This is a genomic window from Mycobacterium sp. NGS50 (genome assembly GCF_059812545.1).
Genome location: NZ_JCALCW010000005.1, coordinates 60,118 through 75,954 on the forward strand (window position 1 = coordinate 60,118; position 15,837 = coordinate 75,954).

General features: G+C 61.7%; 31 protein-coding genes. 1 reads left to right on the top strand and 30 read right to left on the bottom strand.

Annotation, left to right across the window (positions count from 1 at the left end; translation table 11 throughout):
* Positions 1–117 precede the first annotated feature (117 nt).
* From AC5Y36_RS05320 to AC5Y36_RS05465, 30 genes are all read right to left on the bottom strand, one after another.
* Positions 118–618, bottom strand: a complete 501-nt coding sequence (locus AC5Y36_RS05320) for a hypothetical protein (RefSeq protein ID WP_500039821.1) — start codon at positions 616–618, stop codon at positions 118–120.
* Positions 615–1,088, bottom strand: a complete 474-nt coding sequence (locus AC5Y36_RS05325) for a hypothetical protein (RefSeq protein WP_500039822.1) — start codon at positions 1,086–1,088, stop codon at positions 615–617. Before AC5Y36_RS05325 ends, AC5Y36_RS05320 begins: the two co-directional genes overlap by 4 nt.
* Entirely contained in the window at positions 1,085–1,216 is a 132-nt protein-coding gene (locus tag AC5Y36_RS05330) for a hypothetical protein (RefSeq protein ID WP_500039823.1), read from the bottom strand. The genes AC5Y36_RS05325 and AC5Y36_RS05330 overlap by 4 nt, the downstream gene beginning before the upstream one ends.
* Positions 1,217–1,355: 139 nt before the next feature.
* A complete protein-coding gene (locus AC5Y36_RS05335; RefSeq protein ID WP_500039824.1) occupies positions 1,356–1,718 on the bottom strand; it encodes a WhiB family transcriptional regulator in 363 nt (120 codons plus the stop codon).
* On the bottom strand, positions 1,715–2,062 hold the full coding sequence (locus AC5Y36_RS05340; protein WP_500039825.1) for a hypothetical protein: 348 nt from the start codon (positions 2,060–2,062) through the stop codon (positions 1,715–1,717). The genes AC5Y36_RS05335 and AC5Y36_RS05340 overlap by 4 nt, the downstream gene beginning before the upstream one ends.
* On the bottom strand, positions 2,059–2,289 hold the full coding sequence (locus AC5Y36_RS05345) for a hypothetical protein (protein WP_500039826.1): 231 nt from the start codon (positions 2,287–2,289) through the stop codon (positions 2,059–2,061). The genes AC5Y36_RS05340 and AC5Y36_RS05345 overlap by 4 nt, the downstream gene beginning before the upstream one ends.
* Positions 2,290–2,501: 212 nt before the next feature.
* Positions 2,502–2,768 (bottom strand): hypothetical protein, encoded by a 267-nt coding sequence (locus AC5Y36_RS05350; protein WP_500039827.1) that lies wholly within the window; start codon positions 2,766–2,768, stop codon positions 2,502–2,504.
* A 1,046-nt stretch (positions 2,769–3,814) separates the two neighbouring features.
* On the bottom strand, positions 3,815–4,162 hold the full coding sequence (locus tag AC5Y36_RS05355; RefSeq protein ID WP_500039828.1) for a hypothetical protein: 348 nt from the start codon (positions 4,160–4,162) through the stop codon (positions 3,815–3,817).
* The gene (locus tag AC5Y36_RS05360) at positions 4,159–4,287 is read right to left on the bottom strand and encodes a hypothetical protein (protein WP_500039829.1); all 129 of its coding nucleotides are present in this window, start codon (positions 4,285–4,287) and stop codon (positions 4,159–4,161) included. The genes AC5Y36_RS05355 and AC5Y36_RS05360 overlap by 4 nt, the downstream gene beginning before the upstream one ends.
* A gap of 166 nt (positions 4,288–4,453) precedes the next feature.
* A complete protein-coding gene (locus tag AC5Y36_RS05365; protein WP_500039830.1) occupies positions 4,454–4,822 on the bottom strand; it encodes a hypothetical protein in 369 nt (122 codons plus the stop codon).
* Positions 4,815–5,081 (bottom strand): hypothetical protein, encoded by a 267-nt coding sequence (locus AC5Y36_RS05370; RefSeq protein ID WP_500039831.1) that lies wholly within the window; start codon positions 5,079–5,081, stop codon positions 4,815–4,817. Before AC5Y36_RS05370 ends, AC5Y36_RS05365 begins: the two co-directional genes overlap by 8 nt.
* Complete coding sequence (locus AC5Y36_RS05375) at positions 5,078–5,356, bottom strand: hypothetical protein (protein ID WP_500039832.1); 279 nt, start codon at positions 5,354–5,356, stop codon at positions 5,078–5,080. The genes AC5Y36_RS05370 and AC5Y36_RS05375 overlap by 4 nt, the downstream gene beginning before the upstream one ends.
* A gap of 251 nt (positions 5,357–5,607) precedes the next feature.
* Positions 5,608–6,000, bottom strand: coding sequence for a hypothetical protein (locus tag AC5Y36_RS05380; protein WP_500039833.1), 393 nt, complete (start codon positions 5,998–6,000; stop codon positions 5,608–5,610).
* Positions 5,993–6,301: a hypothetical protein gene (locus AC5Y36_RS05385; protein WP_500039834.1), complete on the bottom strand. Its 309-nt coding sequence runs from the start codon at positions 6,299–6,301 to the stop codon at positions 5,993–5,995. Before AC5Y36_RS05385 ends, AC5Y36_RS05380 begins: the two co-directional genes overlap by 8 nt.
* Positions 6,298–6,558 (bottom strand): hypothetical protein, encoded by a 261-nt coding sequence (locus AC5Y36_RS05390; protein ID WP_500039835.1) that lies wholly within the window; start codon positions 6,556–6,558, stop codon positions 6,298–6,300. The genes AC5Y36_RS05385 and AC5Y36_RS05390 overlap by 4 nt, the downstream gene beginning before the upstream one ends.
* Positions 6,559–6,634: 76 nt before the next feature.
* On the bottom strand, positions 6,635–6,931 hold the full coding sequence (locus AC5Y36_RS05395) for a hypothetical protein (protein ID WP_500039836.1): 297 nt from the start codon (positions 6,929–6,931) through the stop codon (positions 6,635–6,637).
* A gap of 437 nt (positions 6,932–7,368) precedes the next feature.
* A complete protein-coding gene (locus AC5Y36_RS05400; RefSeq protein ID WP_500039837.1) occupies positions 7,369–7,731 on the bottom strand; it encodes an HNH endonuclease in 363 nt (120 codons plus the stop codon).
* A complete protein-coding gene (locus AC5Y36_RS05405; RefSeq protein ID WP_500039838.1) occupies positions 7,728–8,357 on the bottom strand; it encodes an ERF family protein in 630 nt (209 codons plus the stop codon). The genes AC5Y36_RS05400 and AC5Y36_RS05405 overlap by 4 nt, the downstream gene beginning before the upstream one ends.
* Positions 8,354–8,824, bottom strand: coding sequence for a hypothetical protein (locus tag AC5Y36_RS05410; protein ID WP_500039839.1), 471 nt, complete (start codon positions 8,822–8,824; stop codon positions 8,354–8,356). Before AC5Y36_RS05410 ends, AC5Y36_RS05405 begins: the two co-directional genes overlap by 4 nt.
* A 484-nt stretch (positions 8,825–9,308) precedes the next feature.
* Positions 9,309–9,533, bottom strand: coding sequence for a WhiB family transcriptional regulator (locus AC5Y36_RS05415; protein WP_500039950.1), 225 nt, complete (start codon positions 9,531–9,533; stop codon positions 9,309–9,311).
* Between the two features lie 118 nt (positions 9,534–9,651).
* Positions 9,652–10,071, bottom strand: coding sequence for a hypothetical protein (locus AC5Y36_RS05420; protein WP_500039840.1), 420 nt, complete (start codon positions 10,069–10,071; stop codon positions 9,652–9,654).
* On the bottom strand, positions 10,071–10,388 hold the full coding sequence (locus AC5Y36_RS05425; protein WP_500039841.1) for a DUF8820 family protein: 318 nt from the start codon (positions 10,386–10,388) through the stop codon (positions 10,071–10,073). The genes AC5Y36_RS05420 and AC5Y36_RS05425 overlap by 1 nt, the downstream gene beginning before the upstream one ends.
* Before the next feature lie 131 nt (positions 10,389–10,519).
* Positions 10,520–11,743, bottom strand: a complete 1,224-nt coding sequence (locus AC5Y36_RS05430; RefSeq protein WP_500039842.1) for a DUF6745 domain-containing protein — start codon at positions 11,741–11,743, stop codon at positions 10,520–10,522.
* Complete coding sequence (locus AC5Y36_RS05435; protein ID WP_500039843.1) at positions 11,740–12,069, bottom strand: hypothetical protein; 330 nt, start codon at positions 12,067–12,069, stop codon at positions 11,740–11,742. Before AC5Y36_RS05435 ends, AC5Y36_RS05430 begins: the two co-directional genes overlap by 4 nt.
* Positions 12,070–12,473: 404 nt before the next feature.
* A complete protein-coding gene (locus AC5Y36_RS05440; RefSeq protein ID WP_500039844.1) occupies positions 12,474–12,773 on the bottom strand; it encodes a hypothetical protein in 300 nt (99 codons plus the stop codon).
* Positions 12,770–13,060, bottom strand: coding sequence for a hypothetical protein (locus AC5Y36_RS05445; RefSeq protein WP_500039845.1), 291 nt, complete (start codon positions 13,058–13,060; stop codon positions 12,770–12,772). Before AC5Y36_RS05445 ends, AC5Y36_RS05440 begins: the two co-directional genes overlap by 4 nt.
* A gap of 120 nt (positions 13,061–13,180) precedes the next feature.
* Complete coding sequence (tas, locus tag AC5Y36_RS05450) at positions 13,181–14,308, bottom strand: TIGR-Tas system RNA-guided endonuclease (protein WP_500039846.1); 1,128 nt, start codon at positions 14,306–14,308, stop codon at positions 13,181–13,183.
* Entirely contained in the window at positions 14,305–14,748 is a 444-nt protein-coding gene (locus AC5Y36_RS05455; RefSeq protein WP_500039847.1) for a hypothetical protein, read from the bottom strand. The genes tas and AC5Y36_RS05455 overlap by 4 nt, the downstream gene beginning before the upstream one ends.
* 65 nt (positions 14,749–14,813) lie before the next feature.
* Entirely contained in the window at positions 14,814–14,999 is a 186-nt protein-coding gene (locus tag AC5Y36_RS05460; RefSeq protein WP_500039848.1) for a helix-turn-helix domain-containing protein, read from the bottom strand.
* Positions 14,999–15,394, bottom strand: a complete 396-nt coding sequence (locus AC5Y36_RS05465) for a helix-turn-helix domain-containing protein (RefSeq protein WP_500039849.1) — start codon at positions 15,392–15,394, stop codon at positions 14,999–15,001. The genes AC5Y36_RS05460 and AC5Y36_RS05465 overlap by 1 nt, the downstream gene beginning before the upstream one ends.
* 88 nt (positions 15,395–15,482) lie before the next feature.
* Here AC5Y36_RS05465 and AC5Y36_RS05470 point away from each other — a divergent pair, with 88 nt between their 5' ends.
* On the top strand, positions 15,483–15,815 hold the full coding sequence (locus tag AC5Y36_RS05470) for a helix-turn-helix domain-containing protein (RefSeq protein ID WP_500039850.1): 333 nt from the start codon (positions 15,483–15,485) through the stop codon (positions 15,813–15,815).
* Positions 15,816–15,837: the final 22 nt, after the last annotated feature.

Below are 15,837 nucleotides of genomic sequence, written 5' to 3' on the forward strand. Positions count from 1 at the left end.
AGATCGGCCAAACCCCTGGGCGGTGACAGCCGTCGCAGGGGCCTTTTCTTGCAGCGGACACAGTTGTGCTACTGCGGGTTACCGCTCAGGATAGCACTCGAATTACACGTATGTAAGTTATCCGGCCATGTGGGCGCGTCGTTCTTGTCGCAGGTTGCGAACGTCGTCCAGGCGGTAGGCCGGTTCGCCGTAGAGTTCACCGGCTGGCTTGATTTTCCCGGTGGCCCGCCAGCGCCGCCAGGTGCTTTCGCCTACGGGCTCCTGTAGCCGTTCCATGATCTTGAACACCTGCGGGGCGGTGAACAGTCGGTTGGGCACATCGTTGAGTTGTTGTTGTATCAGCTTCTCGATGTTGTGGGTGGCGTTGCAGCCTGGGCATTGCATTTCGATCTGCCCGCGCTTGGCTGATAGTTCGGTGTTGCACCTGCGCTTGCCGTAGTTGTCGGTGAGGGTTGTTGGGCATCTGCCAAGTTCGACCGGTGGTGTCGGCCGGTTGATCATACGGTCGATTTCGCCGGCGCGTTGTTTGAGTTCATCGAAGAACTCGTCTACCGCCGGGTGCAGTGCGAGGTTGTCGGCGTGTTGAAGCAGCCATTTTGCGAGCTTGGCGGGGTTCACGCGCATTCTCCTTGGTGGTGGCAGAAGCATTCAGTGCATAGTGGGCCGAGTCTTCGTGATGGTTCGATGTAGAACTCTGTTGCGTCGAACCACGGCGCAGATCCGGCGATGGTCGGCTTTTCTTCCTGTGCCGGCGGTCCGAAGTCTGGCGGGTCGATTCCGCGTGTTTGGCAGAGGTCGTGCACCCAGGCGTCGAGCATGTCGGTGACCATGCTAAGCAGTGTTGAGGCGTTGAGGTTGCACAGCATGGGTGAGCCTTTGTCTGTGCTGCGGCGGGCGGATTGGCCGAGTCGTGTGTTGCCGTGGGCGGCGTCGTGGAGGAATTCGAGCCAGCCAGGCCCGTATTGGCCAGTGTCGAGTTGTGGGCCGCGTATGAAGCCTGTGAGCATGGATTTGATGTCGTCGAGGCAGCCGGTGCAGGCGTAGAACTGTGTTGTTGCTGAGCAGATGAGGCAGCGGTTTTCGTTCATTCGCCGAGCTTCCATGTGGATGGGTGTTGTTGTTTGGCGAGGTCTCGGCGTAGGAGGGTGATGTTGCCGTTGATGGAGGTGAGTATGAGTAGTTGCAGTGCGGCGAGGACGATGAGTGTGACAGTCATTGGTTGGTCTTTCGTTCGATGTATTGGATGTTGGGTTGCCAGCCGTCGCGGTCTTCTGGGAGGGCGCAGCCCTTGCTGCATGGCGCCCAGCGGACTTTGTCGCAGCGCTCGCAGATCCGGACGTGTTTGAGCGGATATTTCATGCCGTTGCCTTCCGGTTGGTGTTGGAGCAGTAAGCGCAGACGGTGAAGCCGTGGACACCTTTGATGGTTCCGGCTTCGGCAAGCGTGTTTTTACATTTGGGGCAGCGGCCCGTGTGGAGCAGGGTTAACGCGTGTCGTTCTCTTGGTGAGGTGCCGCCCCATATCCCGTCGAGCGGACTGTTTTGTATCGCGTATTCGAGGCAGTTTGTTCTGACTGGGCATTCACGGCAGATCCTTTTTGCTGTTTGTGCGTTTTTGCTTTTTTCTGGGAAAAATAGTTCAGGGTCGATTTGTGCGCAGAGGGCTTCGGCCATCCATGGTTGACGGTCGGTGATGTGGGTGGGTTCTACCGTCATCATGCGAGCCGTTCTGTGGCGTCGCCGGCCCCGTCGCCCGTCCGTGACTGTCTGGGACCGGTTTTTGTCGCTGTGTGCGGCTGCTGGGCGGCCGCAATCGCGTGCCGGTTTCTGGCGCACCACCACAACAGGGCGATGTAGCCGGATGCGAGGGCATCCCGCACCGTCGGCAGCATCGCCGCGAACGTCGACAGCTGAGTTATCGATTCGGTGAGGATCTGCACGTCTTGGCACGGGTTTTCGTCGAGTGTCTGCGCGAATTCATCGATTGCGTCTTGGACTTGTTGAGGCAGTGATGCGAGCCATTGGTCTGTTTCGGCTATCTGGGCTGGGGTGAGGTTTATCATCGGTTCTCCTGCCGAACGTGAGTTTTGTTGGCTTCGTTGATGGCGGCTTGAACTTTTTCGATTCCGCGTTTGGTTATTTGTGCCCAGTCGGTGTGGTCGCATTGAAATCCGTCGCGTAGCCCGTCTGTGTCGCAGAGGTAGCAGGCGGCGATGTCGCGTCGGCGGCGTGCAGCCCAGAGTTCGTCGCGGTCGAATTCGGTGTACTCGTCGCCGGTCCGGTCATGCATGTGTCACCGCCTGGAGTCCGCGCGCAGCGGCGGATTCCTGCTGGTTTTCATCCTCGTTTGGGACGAATCGGTCAGCCCCCCTGCGCGCGTTACTCAACGTGAGGTAGCTACGTAACGTAAGTAGCTTCTTCGTTAGTACGTACGTACGTACGTGCACATGCTTGGTGTTACACCACTGAGCATTGCTTGTAAGCATTGCTTGTAAGCATTGCTTAGACACCGTGCAACCCAGCCCTTCTGGCGTTCTCCCAACGTTTCTGGGCACCCTTCTGGGCACGTTCACGCCTGCGCTTAGCCGACTCGTCGGACACCTGGAATTCGTCCCATCCATTGACGTCCCACCCGCCGGGCGCCGCCTTCCACATTCCAGCGCTTGTCAGGGCGCTGGCCTCGGTGTTTGTGGCGTGGATGAACGGCAGTGCGCCGGCTGGTATGTAACCGTCGGTGCCGTGTTGCCCGCAGTAGGCGAGGGAACTCATGTAGACGAACAGAGCACGCCATTTCTTCGCAGCGACGAGTTCTAGAACCTTTGGATTGGAGGGGAACTGGGTGTCTAGTCGTACCCAGGGAAGTCCCATCAGTTAGCCTCCGTTTCGTCTTTCGGTGTGCTGTTTCGATGCTCGAAGATGGCGTCATAGAACCCGGATTCGAAGAGACTGTTGAGGTCTAGAGGCGGGAATCTGATGCTTTCGATGTCAATCAGGTCCACGTTTTTCGTGTCGGTTGCCCATTTGATGGCTTCGTTGAATGACTCGAAGGCTGCGGCCAAGACTCCGGACGTGGTTCGTACCTCCCAGATCCGGGCGTGGATGGTTCGGCGTTTACACACAATGCAACGCGCCATTAGTCGGGCCACCTCCCTTCAAGGAGAACGCAGGGCCGAGCTCCCGATGCGGCGTAATGGTGGACATGCTTTCGTCCAGTGAGCTGCCAAACCCACGTACCGTTGTCAGCCTTGAGCTTCACGCATTCGCCGTCGAAGAACAGGAAAAGGTGTTGACCCGGCGCGTACCGGTGCATTTCATGTTCGGGAAACCATGCGACGGGCGTTGCCGCCTGGCATGTGATTCGGTCGTTGTCGAGGTCAACCAGGACGCGGAAGCCCTCATCGGTGGGGAGCATCAGTAGATCACCACCACACGCTCACCGCGGGCGATGCGGCGCTCAGCCAAGGTGAGGGTCGGGGGTTCGGGAACGTCGAACAGGGCGTCAGGCATGGGGGCGTCCTGCTGGGGTTGCGTAGAGAAAGCAGCGTTGACCAGACCTGTGCGCCGGGGTTTCGACGTGGTACCAGCCGCCGGTCTGGTTGGGTTGGATCACTTCCCGGCAGTGATGACACCTGATGGGCTCGTCCATCAGTCCTCCTCGCAGTGTCGGCAGGGTTGCCAGCGTCCGCAGTCACACGGCGGGGGTGGTTCGTATGCCGGGCAGTCGCAGGGTTGTGAGCGCTGTCCTGGCCCCCACACGAGGGCCTCGCATTGGCCGGTGTGGGGTGGGTGGTCGCACAGCGTGCAATCAGTGGTCATCAGTCGGGCCATCTTCCGACGTAGATCGACGGATCGGAGCCGTCCCACCATTCGGCCGGGAACAATTCCCACGTCCAGCGTCGGCCTGCGTAGTCGATGTGCGCGAACAGGCGCAGCTCGCTCGATTCCATCAACGTCGCGGCGGGGTCAGCCTCGATGATCGACACGCTGTCGATGGCACCGTTCGCACGGCTGCGCGGTCCTTGATGGAATAGCTGCGAGAAATACTCGCGGGTGACGATCATCAGATGTCCGACTTCGCCGCGGTCGGGTCGCGGGTCGCCGTGTTCTATGCGTCCCCAGTCACAGGCGAGATAGTCGCCTTCTTTGCGGATTGTGACCGTCACCGGGCCTCCTCGCGTACGTCGGTGATGTTGTCGCACATGCACAGCCCGTCGTGGCCGGCTGTCAGGCAGCACGTCAAGAAGTAGGGGCCTTCGCGGGCCGTCAGCGGGCAGTGGTCGGCAGTCATGCGGGGAGCCTGTGGAATCGGACGGTGCCGTCGTGGTTGGGTTTGTAGTCGCGGCCGCATTGCGGGCAGATCGCGCGTGGCTTGCCGTCGCCGCGGTTGAGGGTCCATTTCCCCCTTGCGTACGAGCCTGGGCAGGGTTGCGGCCACGACTTGAGGGAGATTGCCATCAACCCTCACCCCGCAGCGCGTCGCGGAGTCCGGCCAGGCAGTCCCTGACGCCTTCGCCGAAGCCGTTGGTGTCATCCACCGCTAGCCATGCCGACCATTGCCCGCAGAGATCGTCGAGCGCACCCCTCAACCGCTCAACCTCAGCGGCCAGCTCCGGCACCAGCGTGGATGATGCGGCGACGAACTGGGCGGTGGGGAGATCTTCACAGTGGGCGATCCAGCCTCCGTTTGGGCCGTCCACGTCCCAATATCTTCCGTTGTCGACGCCATCGTCATCGGTTAGGAAATAGGCATCGGGGTCCACCACCCACGGTCCCTTGACGCCTTCCAGTGCCGCCTTCGCGCGGGCCACGATGTCGTCAGTCACGGTCGGTCTCCTCGTTGTGTAATGCGTTGAGCGCCTTTCGCACCAGCTCCATGGGTCCGTCTCCATACCGGTGCTTCACGCCGACCACGCTGCGGCGTGACCGGCGGTAGCTGTCCGGGTCGTCTGGTGTGAACAGGTCGACCTGGTAGGTGCAGATCGTGGAGTCCGCCGGTATGGGTTTCTTCGGCGTGATTCGCTGAATCGCCACCGTGTGGCGGATGCTGCGCCCGTTGATCGCCAACGTGAAATGCAGGCTCACCGCTCCAGCTCCTCACTGCTGTAGGAGTCCAGCGCATCTGGGCATGGCCACGGTTTGTCGCAGGTTAAGCAATCCTTTCCGGCGTCGGGGTGCGCATATCTTGAAACCGGCTTGTGTCGTGCACGTATCGGTTTCAACGCTTCACGGGCAGCGGCGGCGATGAACGCGGCAACATGCTCGTCGTCGTCAACATCATCGAAGAATCGAGGAAGCTGTTCCACTCCGTAACGTTCCACCCACGCCTTTTTCGCGGCTTCTACTGCTGGATCAGTCATTGAAATCCTCCGTTGGCTCAAGAGACCCATCACAAACGCCGCCAGGGCTGTCGTGGATTGGAACGATGCGTTTGGGCGGCTGGGTTGGTGATGGCCAGAACCGTCGCCCGCAACACGGACACCCCGAGCCGGGACGGGAGTAGCGGTGGTAGTTGAAGCTCATTCGCCCACCCCTGGAGCGCAGCACGGCGGCGGGGATGTCGGGTATTCCAGCTGGAACCACCCCGCCTCGGCAAACCAGTAGAGAAGATTCATTCGTCAGCCCGTGGCGACCACAGCAGGACGGCGGGGAGGTCAAGGTCATCGCTTGCAATATGGTCGTAGTCCGACCTGCCAGATTCTTCCCACCACGAGCTGTATCCGGTTGCGTTACCCCAACGTTCGCCAGTTTTCACAGCAACACGCTCATGTTCGACTGTTCGGACAACTGTCCCCATCGGCAGCGCGTCAAGCTGTTCCACCGTTTCGATGCGTGGCCGGTAGTGTTCCTCGGCGGCAGCAGCGAGGTCGGCAGCGAGAAGCGCGATCCACTCAGGGCGCAGAACAGTCTTTTTACGCAGTATCTCGGTGATGCGATCCGTCAGAGACGGAGCGCGGGAGCATCCACCTTCGGTGGAGTGCGTGCGGGCGGTGAGATCAGTCATCGGTGGTCACCGCTGTCTTGGTCCATCCCGCGTCGATGAGCTTGCGAGCCGAGTGTCTCCAGCCTTCCTGTTTGGCTAAATCCCACGTCTCTGGCTCATACCGCAAGCAGTACAGCGCTTGGGCCAGTTCTTCGGCCGCAGCGTCCTTTTCGGCGGCGGCACGATCCTCGGCTTCCCAGTAGTCGGCCATCCTTTCCAGGTCGCGCGGATGCCAATGTCCCGTTATGTCAGCGATGCGTCTGGTCGCCTCCCGAAGCACCTTCGCGGCTTCCCGCATACGTTGCGGCAGTGTGTCAGTCATCGGCCCTCCTGGTTGTTGTTGCACCACATCGGCTGCCGGCGCACCGGCTCGGGCCGCGGCCATTCCACGACCGGACACACCCCGGCCCGCACGACCCTGCCGCAGTGACACACCGACCCAGGCTGGCCGTGCCCGAACCAGGACGGGTGCACACACCCGACCGGGTGCCCGTCGTCCTGGCAGCGGGCACGGGTCTCCAACACCTGGCCGTCGCCACGGGGCGCGACCAGACGACGCAACTCCACGGGGGCGGTCACGATGCCACCGCCTCGTCGTGCAGGATGGCGCGCAGCCGGCCACCGATCCATTCCCCGACCTGGGGACTGACGGCGGTCATGCGAGCCCGGCCCGTTGCAGGATGGCTATGGTCGGACACGGCCAGTCGAGGTAGTCGCCGTCGACATCCCGGCAGGTTTCGCACACTTCGCGGTCGGGTGGCGCGCAGGTGCACACGTCACCGTCGGCAGTCTCCAGCCAGTCGTGGTCACGGTCGTAGCACGCCAGTGTCGCCAGCGGGTAGATCGGCATCTTGCCGTGGTATTCGGCGATTTCGGCGAGCGCCCGGGCGTGCCGGTCAGCCAGCTCCATGCGTTCATCGACGCGATGTAACGCTTCCAAGAACGTACTCATGTTGCGCTCATCTCCCCTACCAGTCGTGTGTCCCGGTCTGCTTTCTCTGCTGTCCGTTGCGCATCCGCCACCAACCGGAAGGGTTTGCCATCCAGCGGGAAACACAAGAGGCCCAGGCCGTCGTGGTCTTTGCCGGTCAGCCACCACCGGCCGTCTCGGCACTCGATCCGGTATGTGGCACGCTGCCCGCGCGCCCACCACACCGGGACACCGCTGTCCGCACTGCGCCGCCATTTCACGACGCAGCCCTTCGGTGCAGAAGCTTTTGAGGGACACGGATTTCGTGGACTAAGCCGGTGGGCGTCGGCCAGTGATGCCCATTCCGCCACATCCCGCACTTGTGACCAGGCCGGGAATAACACGCCGGGCATTTCCGTTCCAGCGCTGCTATCACCCTGGGATCATCCGGGTCACGCAACCAGCGCGGACTGTAACCGCTAGGCATCAGGCGCCCCCTGTTGAACTTTCTGCACCGGATCAAACGACCCGTCGTCGTTGAGCCACACGAACACCCCACGCCGACACACCGGAACCGCCGTCGGCGAATGCCCTTGATGGACCAGCCAGCCATCCTCAAACGCCTGCGACCGATACGCCTCGACCTGACGATGACACGCCGCACACAACGCAACTCCATTCGAGGCGGTGTTGGTGTCTTCACGCTTGGAGCCGCCGAGACCCCGTGGACGACGATGGTGAATTTGCATGTCCGACGACCCGTAACCACACCGTTCGCAATACCCGCGAGAACGGGCGAAGATGATGTCCCGAACCGCCGGCGGAAACCCCGTCGCTTTCACGACGCGTTCTCCTGTTGCTCAGCCTCGTCCTTAAGCGCGGTCGCGAACGCTTTAACGGTGTCGGCGTCGGCCTGGAGAAGATCGGTGCTGTAGTCGTCTTTGAACCGTTGAATCAGCTTGTCCGGTGTCCAACCGAAAGGCTGCAACACGTTCAGCATTTCGCCGCGCGCCTCGTTGGCCTCATGTAGACCGGGATCAACAGCTTCCGATCGTTCGTAGGTGCGTGAATCGGGGTCGGGTTCATCGGTCGGCAAACACAGGGTTTGCAGCAGGGCGGTGCGGAACGCCACCGAATGCGCCTTCGCCGTCGCTTTATCTCCCGAGTCGAACGCCTCCCCGGCCGCCACGGATGACAGCTGGTCGCCTTCGGGCCCGTACCAGGTGAATTCGACGGTGATCCTGACGTGACTCATCTCGGTTCGGTTACGCCCAACAGTCACGGTTCCGTACTGGTAGTCGGTCACTTTCGGGACGACGATCACGCCGTGCTCCACCAGCGCCGGGTAGACCGCGGAGGTGACGGCATCGATGCCGCGGAAGTTGTAACCGGACTGGCTGTTGAGCCCGGTTTTCTTCACGGCCCCGACTTGGGCCATGACTTTCGACAGCGCTTCGTGAACCTTCATGCTTCGATGGCCTTGATGCCGTCGAGTTGCAACCGCCCAGTCGTGAGAAGCTCTGCAACCACGAACGCCGCATCCTTATCCCGGCGCACGGATACGTAGGGGTCGCCGTAGGTGATCTCCAGACCGGGCACGATCTCGCCTTGGTCGTCGATCACCGCGCCGACCTGTTTCGCGGTGGCTTCCAGTGCTTTCAGGTAGGCGGGGTTCACCGATTCCACGATCTCGGTGGGATGGTTCCGGCGCACCCACTCAAGTAGGGCGTGTTCGTCGGTGACGGTGAGCTTCTGCCGTCCCGCCGTCATCGTGGCTTTCCCGATCACCTGGGCTCCGAGACGGGCCGAGATGCCGTCGCCGGGTTCCAGTCCCGTCAGCTGGGCTTTGGCTTCGTCCTTGCGGGCCTTAGCCTCAGCCTCCACGATCTGATACACCACGGCCCTGGCCGCAGCGTCACGCATACCCTCATTCATCAAGTAATCCCCTCAATCGGTTGTGGGTGTTTCGAAGTTCCTGCTGGCAGCGGTAAGCGACAGAAGCCCCGTCTGGTTCGTCTTTGATGTAGTTGTGCAGCGTTGAGATAGCGAGACTGATCAAGACACGGACGAATTCGATGGACTTCGGTTCGCCGGTCACCGGTCGGCCTCCGACGCTTCAAGGACTGCGGCGACGCTGGCGACACAAGCCGGGCAGCCCGACTCAAGCAGCTTGCGCGGTGCTACCGGAATCTTCGGTGTGTCACCTATCCCGAGTCGCGGTGTGTCCAACCATGTTTCGACTCCATCGCCGAGAACCCGGTCAGCGAGCTCGTACACGTAGATTTTGCCGATCATGCCGCACCCATCTTCGGAAATACCTTGACCACACATTCCGGGCACCATTTCGTGATCACCTCAAACAAGCACGGGTTCGCTGCGAACGACCACCAGCCACCACAACGCCGGCACTGCGCGACACTCACTTTCGTCTCCCGCGCCGCAACGCTTTCCGCTCATCCACCGACATACCGCCCCAAACCCCGTGCGATTCGGGACGCGACAGAGCATGTTCCAAACATTGCGCCTGAACGGGGCAGTCGCGGCACACCACCTTCGCCTCAACCGTCGCTTTCGGTCCGGTGACGGTGGAGTAGAAGATGTCGGGGTCGCGGTCTCGGCAGTTCCCGTGCAGCATCCAGTCCATGGACAGTGACGGCGTGGGTTGCCGATACCCGAGGCGGGCGCTCATTGCTGCCACCACACCAACAGCCCAGTCAACGACACCAGTAGCAGAACAACCACAGCCACGAACAGATCAGGCATCACACCACCTGTGCTTTCGCACGCTCCGCAGCCGCCCGCAGCAACGGCAGATGCCGGGGACAAGCCACGATCACCGAATCCGTGATCACCTGGGCGATATCAGCGAGACTGAATACTGGCTGATCTTCTTGGATTCCGGCGGCTACCCCGAGTAGGCCCATGTCCGTGGGGAACGTGTCCAGGGTGAGGCACACCGCGGACATGTGACTGGCGGTGTAGGTGTCTGTGGATGGTGTGGCGTGCGCGTACGGGCTCGCCAACCCGGCGATCACGATGGCAGCGAATAGGATCGGCGGCCACACCCACCACGGAACACTGTCCGTCAACGAACGGCGTATCACCGGCATATAGGCGCGGCGCCCCACCTTTGGGGTGGCCGGAATACGCCCGGCCACCCCACCAATGAACCATGTGTTCATCAGTCCGCGACTCGCCTGATCTGGTCGGCCAGTTCCTGCTTCCCGCGAATCACATACGTTCCTGCACCCATCGCGTTGCAGCCATGCTCATCGGAATGAATCAGCTCAGCAGACTCGCCGTCCGGCACCGACACCACCGCCAGACGCAAACCAGCATCTAGCCGCGCCCACCGAACACCCGGAGAATCGAAGCCGCGATGCAGCCAGTGTGTGTTGCCCGTCGCTTCACCGGTAACCACCTGAATGCCCGCGGTCGGCACCTGCTCCCACTCGACACTGCTGGTGTCGAACTGGTCCAGGTCGGCCGGCACGATCAACAGATCACCCTGACACTGCGGGCCCGTCAGGACGGGAACCTCAGCCTCCGCGACCAGATGCGCTGGAATGCTGACACCGATCTTGTCTAACGCCTGCCCGAATGTTGTTGCCATAACCAATTTCCCTTCTTCTAGGTTCGTCTAGCCAACTGTTGGTAGACGTCAGATGTCACGCCGTATTGCCATGCGGCGGCGTCCAAAGCGCTTTTGATGCTCGATGGAACGGTCTCCCCGTAGCAGCGCAGTTCGCCGCTGCGATCAGGGGAGCCGTTCGTCATGAACAGCAGATTGACTTTTGTCCCGTAAGGATTCAGCGCGTCGGGAAGCCGATACAGCTTCAGATCGTGCGGTGCGTTCGCAGGATCAGGACAACTATCGATCGGATCACCAAGCCGATCAATGAACTTGTCCCAACCCACGGCTTCCATCGCCGCACGCCGAACCTCCGTATTCGATTCGCCAATCGCCCGATCAACACTCGGCGCCTCAATAACCCACGCCGGAACATGAACGCCATGCCAGAAATACAAGCTGTAGCCGTCTCGCCACGCGATCGCCGGGCCGTCCTCGCAATGCAACCGATGTGATCCCCACCCGCGCGCACCGACCTGCTCGCGCCGAATCACGGCCGGAACATCGCACACCATGACGAAGTCACGGAAAGGCCACCACCAACCAGCCGACTGCGCAGTGTTGTAGGCATCCAGCCGGTCCCACACATCGAGTTCGATTTTCGTTACGTCTCGAAAGAACGACAGGTACGCATTCCAGTAGGACCAGAACCGACCGCCCAATCGGTAATACCAAAGTCTCCCGACGGCATCACGGACGGCACCATCGACGGCACCACGGACGGCACGACCGACGGCATCATCGACGGCACCATCGACGGCATCGACGGCACCACGGACGGCATCATCGACGGCACCACCGACGGCACCACCGACGGCATCACCGACGGCACCACGGACGGCGCCACCGACGGCATCGACGGCATCACGGACGGCGGCATCGACGGCACCACCGACGGCATCACCGACGGCACCACCGACGGCACCACCGACGGCGCCACGGACGGCATCATCTGGACGAATGCTGCGGATTAGCGTGATTGCTAGTTGCGCAGCTGGTGCCGCGAAGGCGCCCACGATCGGCGACGGAACTCGAATCACGTTGCCATGCCACGCAATGCCGGCAAACTCGTAGCAGCGGCGGAAACCGTCCTCAACGTGCCCCCATTCTTGCTCGGTGAGTGGTGTGGTGCGCAGGCCGTGCTCGATCCAATGGTCGGCGTAGGTGGCCATGGCTTCGCGTTGTTCGTGGGTGAGTTCGGTCAGGATTTTCTTGCGGGTCATGCGGTGGCTGCTTCCGTGAGTTCGTCGAGGCGTGCCAGGGCGGCGGTTTCGGTGTCGAAAACCTCCGCTGTCGGCGGACCGTCGAACAAATCCACCACCCATTTCCCGTCGTGCGGGAACGCGATCGCGACCGGCTGCCCGTCGACATGCAGGGTGTGCAGCCCGTGCAGCACGGGCGACGGCTCAATCACTGCTGTCGGTGTGGCCGCGACGATCTGGCTGATCATGCGGTCAGCACCGACCAGGGACCCGTCACCCGTCTGTATCGGTCCAGGATCATCGACCTGTCCGTGGGTGAGCGGCTTGGTAACATCGTGTGTTGACATGGGAACCTCCTGTTTCCTGTGTCGTGGCCCGCACCGCAGGGATTCGGTGCGGGCCGTTTTACTTGGTGTGGAACGTGCTGGTATCGATCCCGTATGCGGCCAGGGCGGCGCAGGCGTGGCAGGTTGGGTGGTCGCCGGAGGGAGCGGCCAATTGCTCAACCTCCGGCGACCGGTTCGCGCCCGCAGGCAGCCCACCTGGCGCGATCGTCTCGTTATCCCGCCCCTCAGCGGGATCGGTCAACGAGTCCGGCTCAAACACGTCGATCTCAGCCTCGGCGGCAGCTAGGGCGGCTTCGAAGTCGTGAACTCGACATCGCGCAGGTTGTTCAGCAGTTCGCTGACGAGGCCGCGGGTGAACCCGAAAAAGAACACGGCGGGTAGAGCGGCCAAACCTAGTATTCGGTTCATGGTCCGGCCACCCGTGATGTGTCCCGCTGCGCCAGGGCGACATCAAGCTTGGCGTTGATCGCTGCCAGGTCGTTGATGAGGCTGATGTTTTCAGCCCGCAGATGGTTGACTTCGATGGTCTTGGCGTCGCGTTGCTCGGTAATTCGCGCGAGATCGAGATGTGCGAGGTGTTCACGTTGAGACAGCATCCGGTTCGCAGCGCGCAGCTCTCGGATTTCCTCCGCGGCCGCATCGAACTTGCGGTAGGTGGATGCCAGGGCCGGCCATTCGCCGACGGGGACTTCGATGTCGCTCATGATGCTTTCCTGGCGTCTCGTTCGGATTCGAGTTCTGCGACGCGTTCGCGTAGCTGGTCGCGTTGTTTTGTGACGGCTTCGGCGTCCATGGATAGGGCGTGGCCGAGGCGGCGCCAGAGTTCGATTGCTGATTCGCGGCTCATGTCCAGGGCGGTGCATTGCCAGCGGATTTCGATTTGGTGTTCGCGGTCGAAGCCGGTGTGGGCGACGACGGTTGATAGGGGTGCGAGGGTGAGGCTGTAGCAGGAGCGTGCTTCGGTGTGTTTGAGGAGGCTGGATGTGGTCATTTCCGCATCTCCGCGCGCAGCCAGAGGATGATGAGGCCGATGAGGCAGCCGATTCCGTAGGCGATCATGAAGTTTGCTACGTCGGTCATGGCTGCACCGCCTTGCGGAGATTTATGTTTTTCATGCCGTCACTTCCTGTCGTTGCGCTTCGGCCGCGAGCCAAAGGTCTTTGAGCAGCTGCTTGGCTATGGCGCGTAGTCCGCGGGCGTGTTGGTGCGCGAGGGATAGCGGACTGCCGGGTTGCGCGGGTTTGCCGGCTGGTCCGCACCGTTTGCACTCAGCATCGTGAACGGCGTCGGAGTATTTGGCGCGGGCGGCGTCGTAGACCTTGCGGTATTGACCCGCTTCTTTTTGCTTCATGCAGGATTCGGCGATGAGCCAGACGCGGCTGCGGGCGGTGGCGTTCCAGTTCGCTTTCTGGCCGCGCTGCCGACGTTGCGCGCCAGCGTCGCCGAACCCGCAGTAGGACCGGAGTTCGGAGACGCTGCGGGGACGATCGTGGAGGTCGTTCCAGTAGGGGTCGCCGACGACTGCGATCAGGCGGGCGAACTGCTTTTCGCCCACACCCTTGAGGGGTTTGGCGAACTCCCACAGCGGGTGGCGGCGCATGACGCGGCACAGGTTGAGTTGCGCCTGATGCTCCTGGTCTTTGAGGACTTCGACAATCGCGGCGAGTCGTGCGATTTCGGGGTGTGCGGTGGTGAGTCCGTGCCCGTACTCGTCGGTCGAGGTGAGGGTGCGTAAACGGTTTTCGTTGGCGATCCGCACCGATTCCAGGTCGTCGAGCACGTCGGCGAGGACACCGAGTACGGGGTCGCGGAGGATTGGCCCAGCAGCGGAGCCCATTTGGATGTCGCGCGAAGCTTGGCTGCCGGGAGTTTGATCCGAAACGTCGGCGTGGTCTTGGTTGTTCGGCGTCCCACTGGACGTTTCGGAAGTTTGGTCACCACCGACGCGTAAAATATGGGCTTCGTTCAGACCGTGGCCGGCGGTGAAGTTTGGGCCGACAGCGCGGCAAAGATGGGCGCCGGCTATACTCTGGCTGTCGGCTGGTTTGGTCCCCGAAGGCGAGGAACCCTTGGGTGTCGCGGCTGGTTTGGCCTTCGGGGAGGTTTGAACGCCACCGACGCCGATAGGATCGGTACCGTTTGGTGGTTGGTCGGTGGCGTCCTTGGTCCCGGACGGCGAGGACCGTGTGGGTGCCGCGGCTGGGTTGGCCGTCCGGGAAGTCTTGATGACGGTGGTCATGCGGCCACGTCCGTCTCATTCAGTTCCGAAACGGTGTCGACGCCAGTGCGCTCCAAGGCGTCCAGGAGCGCCGCGAAGTTAACGATCTGACCGTTCAGCTGCGCGATCTGCTGCTGACGTTCCTCGATGCAAAACCGCAAGTCATCGGCTGTGCACGCGCCGACCAGCTTCCAGTCGCCCTTTCCGATGTGAACCCGCGACTCGCACATCGCGTGCCACCACGACCGGCGCTGCGAAACCTTCGCCGACTTCGCCGGGGCAGCGCGACCACCCTTGACAACATTGGTCAGCGACCGCTGACGATCGACACCAACGACATTGCGGACTAAATCGACCAACACCTCGGCGAACAGCGACCGTACCTGGCCCAACGGAACCGCAGCGGCAACCTTGATGGCAATGTCACGCGGCGTCGACTCATCCGACATGTCCGCAGCCATGTCGCGGATCAACCGACGTATCGACCGCGCATCCGCGGCAACGCTCAGATCCGAAACGGGAATAGTCATGAGGTCCTCGGCTCGTAGGGCCGGGCTTCCAACCAGGCGTCCAGGTCGTCTTCCTTGATGCGGATCGCAGACCGGCCCAGAACACTGCTAGGCAGATCACCACTCCTAATCGCGGCCCTGACCAGCGTTTCGCTGGCCTGGACGTGCTCGGCGCCGGTCTTGACGGTGTGCCACTTGGCCATCAGGCACCGCCGTCGAAGTCGAAGATTTCGAAGAACTTGCGTTTGCCGAAGACTGAAGCGGCGCCGGCGAGGAAGCGGTTGCCGGGTTCGCTTTTGCCGGATAGGACTCGATGGACGGTTGCTGGGTCCACTGCCATGCGGCCTGCGAGGTCTTTGTCGTCGGTGATGCCTTTGCGGATTCGTTCGCGTGCGAGTGCGTCTCGGTTGATTTGGAGTGATGCCATGTCCTCGGTTCCTGAAGGCTTGGACTTGGTGTGATGCGGTTCACCGTACCGAACTGTTGACGCCTGCGCAAGCGCAATCGGCGTGCCGTGCCATATCGAATTGCGTTGATGCAACGTGTTGTTACTTCGATAATCGTTGTGATTGAAGGGTATCGGTGCGATGAACTGCACTGACATGATTTTCCGGTACTCGTGTACCAACCTGTGAAGTTGCGCATAACTTTTGCGTGGACGCATTCAGTTCACTAAACTGACCCGCATGTCATCGACACCGACACCGTGGTACCGACGCCTCATGGCGTTGGCGGAACTCCACGGTGACGTTGAGCAGAAAGACGTGGCCGCAACGGTCGGCGTCAGCAAATCAACGATCACCGCGTGGAAGAACGGCACGCCGCCCAAACCAGACCAGGTGATCGCCGCCGCGCGAGTCTACGGAGCCGACGAACTAGAACTGCTAAGAATCGCCTACCTGGGTGACGACGGTGAGGAGCCCAAGAAGGGCGGCCCAAAAGGACGCGCAGTCACCAAGGCGAGCCCCGCGACGAAACGCCCACGCCTGCGTGACATGAATCCTCGGGAAGCGTTCTAGAAAGACGTCTTGCCATGATCGT

What these genes read in the sequence shown, in the direction of transcription:
- AC5Y36_RS05325 (WP_500039822.1), bottom strand. Translation starts at nt 1,088, where the DNA reads ATGAACGAAAACCGCTGCCTCATCTGCTCAGCAACAACACAGTTCTAC.
- AC5Y36_RS05330 (WP_500039823.1), bottom strand. Translation starts at nt 1,216, where the DNA reads ATGACTGTCACACTCATCGTCCTCGCCGCACTGCAACTACTCATACTC.
- AC5Y36_RS05335 (WP_500039824.1), bottom strand. Translation starts at nt 1,718, where the DNA reads ATGATGACGGTAGAACCCACCCACATCACCGACCGTCAACCATGGATG.
- AC5Y36_RS05340 (WP_500039825.1), bottom strand. Translation starts at nt 2,062, where the DNA reads ATGATAAACCTCACCCCAGCCCAGATAGCCGAAACAGACCAATGGCTC.
- AC5Y36_RS05345 (WP_500039826.1), bottom strand. Translation starts at nt 2,289, where the DNA reads ATGCATGACCGGACCGGCGACGAGTACACCGAATTCGACCGCGACGAA.
- AC5Y36_RS05350 (WP_500039827.1), bottom strand. Translation starts at nt 2,768, where the DNA reads ATGAGTTCCCTCGCCTACTGCGGGCAACACGGCACCGACGGTTACATA.
- AC5Y36_RS05360 (WP_500039829.1), bottom strand. Translation starts at nt 4,287, where the DNA reads ATGACTGCCGACCACTGCCCGCTGACGGCCCGCGAAGGCCCCTACTTC.
- AC5Y36_RS05375 (WP_500039832.1), bottom strand. Translation starts at nt 5,356, where the DNA reads ATGACTGATCCAGCAGTAGAAGCCGCGAAAAAGGCGTGGGTGGAACGT.
- AC5Y36_RS05380 (WP_500039833.1), bottom strand. Translation starts at nt 6,000, where the DNA reads ATGACTGATCTCACCGCCCGCACGCACTCCACCGAAGGTGGATGCTCC.
- AC5Y36_RS05385 (WP_500039834.1), bottom strand. Translation starts at nt 6,301, where the DNA reads ATGACTGACACACTGCCGCAACGTATGCGGGAAGCCGCGAAGGTGCTT.
- AC5Y36_RS05395 (WP_500039836.1), bottom strand. Translation starts at nt 6,931, where the DNA reads ATGAGTACGTTCTTGGAAGCGTTACATCGCGTCGATGAACGCATGGAG.
- AC5Y36_RS05405 (WP_500039838.1), bottom strand. Translation starts at nt 8,357, where the DNA reads ATGAAGGTTCACGAAGCGCTGTCGAAAGTCATGGCCCAAGTCGGGGCC.
- AC5Y36_RS05410 (WP_500039839.1), bottom strand. Translation starts at nt 8,824, where the DNA reads ATGAATGAGGGTATGCGTGACGCTGCGGCCAGGGCCGTGGTGTATCAG.
- AC5Y36_RS05415 (WP_500039950.1), bottom strand. Translation starts at nt 9,533, where the DNA reads ATGGACTGGATGCTGCACGGGAACTGCCGAGACCGCGACCCCGACATC.
- AC5Y36_RS05420 (WP_500039840.1), bottom strand. Translation starts at nt 10,071, where the DNA reads ATGAACACATGGTTCATTGGTGGGGTGGCCGGGCGTATTCCGGCCACC.
- AC5Y36_RS05430 (WP_500039842.1), bottom strand. Translation starts at nt 11,743, where the DNA reads ATGACCCGCAAGAAAATCCTGACCGAACTCACCCACGAACAACGCGAA.
- AC5Y36_RS05435 (WP_500039843.1), bottom strand. Translation starts at nt 12,069, where the DNA reads ATGTCAACACACGATGTTACCAAGCCGCTCACCCACGGACAGGTCGAT.
- AC5Y36_RS05440 (WP_500039844.1), bottom strand. Translation starts at nt 12,773, where the DNA reads ATGAGCGACATCGAAGTCCCCGTCGGCGAATGGCCGGCCCTGGCATCC.
- AC5Y36_RS05445 (WP_500039845.1), bottom strand. Translation starts at nt 13,060, where the DNA reads ATGACCACATCCAGCCTCCTCAAACACACCGAAGCACGCTCCTGCTAC.
- tas (WP_500039846.1), bottom strand. Translation starts at nt 14,308, where the DNA reads ATGACCACCGTCATCAAGACTTCCCGGACGGCCAACCCAGCCGCGGCA.
- AC5Y36_RS05455 (WP_500039847.1), bottom strand. Translation starts at nt 14,748, where the DNA reads ATGGCTGCGGACATGTCGGATGAGTCGACGCCGCGTGACATTGCCATC.
- AC5Y36_RS05460 (WP_500039848.1), bottom strand. Translation starts at nt 14,999, where the DNA reads ATGGCCAAGTGGCACACCGTCAAGACCGGCGCCGAGCACGTCCAGGCC.
- AC5Y36_RS05470 (WP_500039850.1), top strand. Translation starts at nt 15,483, where the DNA reads ATGTCATCGACACCGACACCGTGGTACCGACGCCTCATGGCGTTGGCG.